This window comes from Rhizobacter sp. P2_H3, assembly GCF_056403355.1.
Map to the genome: position 1 here is coordinate 1 of NZ_JBFUFQ010000295.1, position 6,269 is coordinate 6,269.

The 6,269-nt window shown below is 66.3% G+C and carries 5 protein-coding genes; 2 read left to right on the top strand and 3 right to left on the bottom strand.

The window, feature by feature from the left end:
- Together AC1D1T_RS29200 and AC1D1T_RS29205 are read right to left on the bottom strand one after the other, a co-directional pair.
- Positions 1–2,032: FG-GAP-like repeat-containing protein (locus AC1D1T_RS29200; RefSeq protein WP_477993003.1), on the bottom strand; the 2,032-nt coding region annotated here is incomplete at its 3' end.
- A gap of 269 nt (positions 2,033–2,301) precedes the next feature.
- Positions 2,302–3,534 carry a maltoporin gene (locus tag AC1D1T_RS29205; protein ID WP_477843608.1) on the bottom strand — a complete coding sequence of 411 codons (1,233 nt, stop codon included), beginning with the start codon at positions 3,532–3,534 and terminating at the stop codon, positions 2,302–2,304.
- Positions 3,535–4,034: 500 nt separating this feature from the next.
- Here AC1D1T_RS29205 and AC1D1T_RS29210 point away from each other — a divergent pair, with 500 nt between their 5' ends.
- Complete coding sequence (locus tag AC1D1T_RS29210) at positions 4,035–5,009, top strand: glucokinase (protein ID WP_047512525.1); 975 nt, start codon at positions 4,035–4,037, stop codon at positions 5,007–5,009.
- On the opposite strand, the gene fabI is transcribed toward AC1D1T_RS29210, so the two are convergent.
- Positions 5,010–5,798, bottom strand: coding sequence for an enoyl-ACP reductase FabI (fabI, locus tag AC1D1T_RS29215; RefSeq protein ID WP_477843605.1), 789 nt, complete (start codon positions 5,796–5,798; stop codon positions 5,010–5,012).
- A 196-nt stretch (positions 5,799–5,994) separates the two neighbouring features.
- Between fabI and AC1D1T_RS29220 the strand changes: the two genes are divergently transcribed.
- On the top strand, positions 5,995–6,269 hold a 275-nt coding region (locus tag AC1D1T_RS29220), incomplete at its 3' end, for an LSm family protein (protein ID WP_477993004.1).

The window sequence follows — 6,269 nt, forward strand, 5'->3', positions numbered from 1 at the left end:
ACATCACGCAGTCGGTGCGCCCGTCGCCGTTGAAGTCGAGGGGTCGGTCGCAGTCCTGGCCGGCCCCGGAGATCGGCTCGAAGTTGAAATCCCCCAACGAGCGCCACGCCCGAATGGGCGGGTACAGGTTCGCGCCGGTGCCCAGCATGCCGGCCGCGGAGAGATCCAGATTGCCGTCGTTGTCGATGTCGACCAGATGCGACGGCTGCCCCAGCGCATACGGCCCCTCCGGTCTCGAGTACAGGTTCTTGTAGGTCGCGTTGGTCGGCTGCTCGACAAAGCCGCCCTGGCCGTCGCCCTTGTAGACATGGGTGCAGACCACCGTCGCGCAGGGCTCGGGGGGCGGATCGAGCTGGACCCCCTGGCTCGGCACGGACGCGGTGACGAGGTCGATGAAGCCGTCGCCGTCGATGTCCAGCAGGTAGAAGGTGTTGCCTGGGGTCCAGCCGAAGCCGTCCTGGATCTCGCCATGGCTGACGAGGTAGCGGTCCTGGCTGGCATGCTCCAGCAGCGTCACGCCGTTGATCGGCCTGCGCTCGAACGTGCCGTCGCCCTTGTTCAGGTACAGCTCGGTGGCGTACGCCGGGCAGGCGGTGGTGATGTTGACCGTGTTGGTCTCATGAGAGTCGCGGTAGCGCAGCAGGTCGGGCAGCCCGTCGCCGTTGAAGTCGGCCACACGCGTGTTGAAGCAACCGTTGCTGTGGAACAGCGTGTTGTCCGTGCCGGTCAGGTTGAAGCCCGTCACGCGCCGGAAGCTGCCGTCGCCGTTGCTGAGGTACAGCCGATTCTCGGCCGGGTTGTCCGACCAGCGGATGATGTCGGTCTTGCCGTCGCCGTCGAAATCGGCGGTGATCACGCCGTAGTTCGAGAAGCGCGCCAGGTTGATGCCGGCCACCGTGCTCTGCATCGTCAGCGTGGCAAGTTCGCCGGACGAGAAGGTAGCACTGCGCTGGTAGGCCTCACTGGCATCGGCTGCGTAGTCGAACTTCACCGGCGGCAGGCATGGCGACTCGGCCGCACCAGCGCATTCGGTGATCGTGCGCAGCCGGCTGCGGCTGGTGACCGGGCCGCTGTCGTAGGCGAGTCGCAGCGTGTTCACCTTGAACGGCGTGCCGTCTGCGTTCACGAAGCTCTGCACCTGGGTGAGGCGCTGCAGGTTCAATAGCTTGCTGCCCGCCACGTAGGCCTCGCGCCGTGCGTGCGGCTTGCCGGTGGGGGCGAGCGCGGGCAGGTCCTCGTAGCTGAACACCACCTTGTTGCCCGGCGCCTGCGTCGGCGTGCCGGTGTAGCGGATCTCGCGCAGGCTCCAGTCGTGCCCCGCGATCGGCGTGCCGGCCACCGTACCGCTGCCCCAGGCCAGTCCGTCGCGCTGCTGGTACTGGTAGTCGATGTAGTTGCCGCGCAGGTCGCTGACACGGCTGACGAGCCAGGTCGTGATGGCGCCGGTGCCTTGCGCCGTCACGGCCGCATCGGCCGTGGAATTGCTGTTGTTGCCGTACTCGTAGACCCGACCGTCCTTGGTCCACACCTTGAAGTACGACGGCGAACCCCCGCCTGATCCATATGCCCGGATGCGTGCGAACGAATCGCGCTCGGTGCGGAACTCGCGCAGCAGGCCGCTGCCTCCTGCGCTGTCATTGGTCTGCGGGAAGTTCGCTGCCACCCCCGTCGCACCCGTCTGGATCAGCCGCTGGCCATCCAGGCACAGCTTGTCGGCCGCGGTGTTATCAACGCCGCGGATGCGGCCGTCGGTCGCGAGGTTCGCGCCGCAGCGCGCAATCGACGAGACGCCTGTCAGCGACCAGCCGTGGCCCACCGGCCCGCTGCCGTCCCCGCCATACGACAAGCCGAGCGCCGGCACCATGCCGGCAATGCCGGGCGGCACAGCGATCGGATGTTGATACCCCGGCTGGCCATCCGGGCCCACCGCGAGTTGAGCCCACGCTGCAAGCGAAAGCGTCGACAGCACCAGCGCACCGACGCACGACACCACCAGGCCGCGGACACGCCGCGACGAACAGATCAGTTCCAAGAGAGTCCTCCAGCGCACGGTCGTCGACCATGCATCCAATGACAACGAGGGAGAGGTGTTGTTGCCTTCGGCCCAGTGGGGCGCTGGCAACCCGCGCGGCAGTGGTCTGCCGCTGCGGTGCGCGCAGTCTAGCGAGGCGCGCGCTTTTCTTTCGTCACGTCACGCCGGATTTCATCAAGCTTGAGGAGGTCCATTCATACCGACCGCCCACCGAGCAACAAAAAAGGGCCCCGCAGGGCCCTTCGAAAGGAGTCGTCGTCAGTCGCGAATCAGAACCAGATTTCCGCCTGGGCACCATAGGACGTGCCCTTGGTGTCGCCGTTGGCGCGGTTGGTGACGCCGGCGCCGCCGTTCTCGGCCGCGTTGGCCGCCGMGTTCCACTTGGCCGTCGTCACGTACAGGCGCAGTTCCGGACGGTTCCAGAAGCCCGGGCCCGTCGACAGCGTCGGCGCGAACGTGAACTTCGCCAGCTTCTGCGTGTCGCTGCCGTCCGGCTTCTTCTGCACGTACGCGGCTTCGCTCACCAGCTTGAAGTTCTTCGTCAGCGCGTACGAGCCGCGGCCGCCCACYGACACCGAGTTCACCTTSGTGGTCTGGCCCGCGAAGTTCTCGACCTTGTCCTGCTGGAACATGATCTGGCCCTGGCCGCCGAACGCGCCCACCTGCCAGCCCGGGCTCTCCACGATGCGGAAGCTCTTGGTCGCAGACGTCGCGTTCAGCGTGCCGAAGCCGCCGTCCACGCCCGCCGAGCCYTGYGCGAACTGCACCCACAGGATGTTGGTGCCGCCCAGCCCGAACGCGTTGTCCTGGTTGTGCTGCACGCTCAGGCCGAAGCCGTTCTTGCCGCCSGTGAAGTCACCCTTCACGTAGGTGCCCACCACGCGCAGCTTGCCGCCCGGGTTCACCACCAGCTCCGACAGGTCCGCGTTCAGGCGCGAGGCCGGACGCTGGTCCGTGCCCGTCGCCGCAGGCGTCCCCTGGATCACGCCACCGCTGTCGTTGCGGAAGAACGCCAGGCCCAGCTTGCCACCGCCCACGGCGATGCTGTCCGCACCCGCGCCCACGCCCGACAGGTTGATGAAGAACGTGTCGGTGATGTGCACGTCCGCACGGCCGTAGAAGCGCTTGCCGATCCAGAAGTTCACGTCCGGGGCAATGTCGTAGCCCTTGCCTTCGACGTACATCTGGTTGATGCCCACCGACGCCGCGCCGGTGTCGCTCGAGTCGCCGTTGTAAAAGTTCGTCATCAGCGCGGCCTTGTATTCCACGCCGTCCGACTTGAAGCCCTGGCTCAGCAGGAACTCACCGTAGAAGTCGCACTCGTTGCCGAGCCGGTACTTCATGCCCGCGCCGCTCAGGCCGTAGCACGCACGCGCATCGTCCTTCTTCGCCGCGCCCGGGCCGGTGCGGAAGTAGCCGCCCCAATCGACGGCTTGTGCAGAGGTGGCGCCCAACAGACCCATCGCGGCGGCAATGGTCGCGAGCTTGAACTGACTCTTCATCTACTGACTCCTCAGAGGTTTTGCTTTGAAATGTGCCGAGCGCTCGGTCTGGGGGGACCCATTGCTGCAGCGGTTGGGGGAAACAGAGTGGGCGGCGAGCGGTTCGCAGTTCGCCCTGAATGGCTGGAAACTTGCGTTGTCTTCCTTGTGTCCAGCGAGTAGCACGGCTACATCACTGGCTGTAATGTTTTGTCAAGGTTGACTCTAGTAATCCGACTACAGCCGGTAAACGCGGGTTTTCCCGTCGTTTCTCACAATAACCACACCCATCAGGGAAGTCCCGAATGTCAGGCCGTCGATACTTTGCGGCCGGCTTGGCTATCATGAAAAGTAGTTTGGCTACAAAGACGAGCGCACGGTTCGGGTGCATTGCACGCCGGGCCGCATGGCATCGAGGGGGTGCCGCAGGCGCCAGGGAGGCCGCGTGCGGATGGTCGCGCTGCGGCGGGGATCGTCGCCACAGGGTTTGCCTGCGGTGACTCGAACGAGAGAGCGTTGACATGCAGGCAGATTCATTTCCGCGGTGGGTGGGCGATGTCGGTGGGACGAACGCGCGCTTTGCGCTGCAACTGGCGCCCGGCGCCGAGCTGACGTCCATCGACACGCTGCCGGCGGCCGATCACCCGACGCTGCAGGACGCGATGGCGCATTACCTGCAGGCGCATTCGCCAACGGTGCGGCCGCGCTGGTGCGCGATCGGCATCGCCAACCCGATCGTCGGCGACCACGTGCAGATGACCAACCACCACTGGTCGTTCTCGATCGAGGCGGTGCGCCAGAAGCTGGGGCTCGAGCGCTTGCTGCTGATCAACGACTTCACCGCGCTCGCGCTGTCGCTGCCGTCGCTGAAGCCTGCCGAGTTGCGGCAGGTGGGCGGTGGGGCGGTGGTGGAGGGGGCGCCGGTCGGTCTGATCGGCGCCGGCACCGGGCTCGGTGTGTCAGGCTTGCTGCGGGTGCCCGGCAGCGACCGGGTGGTGCCGCTGAACGGCGAGGGCGGCCATGTGTCGCTGGGCGGTGCGACGCCGCGCGAGGACGCGGTGATCGCGGCGTTGCGCCAGCGCTACGGTCATGCCTCGGCCGAGCGGGCGTTGTCGGGGCCGGGGCTGGTGAGCCTCTATGAAGCGCTGTGCCAGGTCGACCGCGCGAACGCGCAGCCGCTGAGCGCGGCCGAGGTCAGCGAGCGTGCGGTGGCCGCGAGCGACGCGCACTGCGTCGAGGCGCTGGACATGTTCTTCGCGCTGCTGGGCAGCGTGGCCGGCAACCTGGCGCTGTCGCTGGGCACGCGCGGCGGGATGTACATCGGCGGCGGCATCGTGCCGCGCCTGGGCGACCGGATCGACCGGTCGACCTTCCGCGAGCGCTTCGTCGCGAAGGGGCGTTTCCGCGACTACCTGCAGGCGATGCCGACCTTCGTCGTGCAGGCCAGCACCTCGCCGGCCCTGCTGGGGGCCTTGCGGGCGCTGGACGATCTGTGATCAGACTTCCGCCGCGATGCCGCCCATCGCGTGGCTGAAGCCGGCGTCGACATAGGTGATTTCCGACGTGACGCCGGCTGCCAGGTCGGACAGCAGGAAGGCCGCGACGTTGCCGACGTCGTCGATCGTCACGTTGCGGCGCAGCGGCGCGTTCTGCTCGACCACCTCGAGGATCTTGCCGAAGCCCTTGATGCCTGACGCCGCCAGCGTCTTGATCGGGCCGGCCGAGATGCCGTTGACCCGCACGCCCTTCGGGCCGAGGCCGGCCGCCAGGTAGCGCACCGAGGCCTCGAGCGAGGCCTTGGCCAGGCCCATCGTGTTGTAGTTGGGAACGCTGCGGACCGCCCCCAGATAGCTCAGCGTGAGCAGGGCGGCCTTCGGCGACAGGCGCGAGGCGGCTGCCTTGGCCATCGCCGGGAAGCTGTAGCTGGAGATGTCGTGGGCGATGCGGAAGGCCTCGCGCGACAGGCCGTCGAGGAATTCGCCGGCAATCGCCTCGCGCGGGGCGAAACCGATCGAATGGACGAAACCGTCGAATTGCGGCCAGGTTTCGCCGAGCTGGTTGAACATCGCGTCGATCTGCTCGTCGCTCGCGACATCGCAATCGAACAACAGCGTGGAGTCGAATTCGGCGGCGAACTCGGCCACGCGGTCCCGGAAGCGTTCGCCGACGTAGCTGAAAGCCAGTTCGGCACCCTCGCGCCGGCAGGCGCGTGCAATGCCGTAGGCGATCGAGCGGTTGGACAGAACGCCGGTGATCAGGAAGCGCTTGCCGGCCAGGAATCCCATGGAGTCTCCAGTCTGGTATTCGTCAAAAGGGGGTGCTCATTCTGGCACGCACTCGCGCTTGACTCTCACAACCCTTGCCGGGTAGTCCGCCACCGGGATACAATGCGTCTTTCGCAAGAAAACTGCATGGGCGGATTCTTCCAGCCCATTTTTTTTGCTTCTTCACATTTTCATAACCTCTGAAGACACTCGCTGGATGAATTGGCAAGCCGTTGTTGAACGCACCGTGACCGGGTTGGGTTACGACCTCGTGAGTTGCGAGCGCAGCCCCAAGGGTTTGCTGCGTGTCTTCATCGACCGCCTGCAGAATGATCCGAACGGCGAATTCATCGTCGTCGAGGATTGCGAGAAGGTGACCCGCCAGCTGCAGCACGTGCTGGAGGTCGAGGGTTGCGCCTATGAGCGCCTGGAAGTGTCGTCGCCGGGACTGGACCGGCCGCTGAACAAGCCCGCTGACTATCAGCGCTTCGC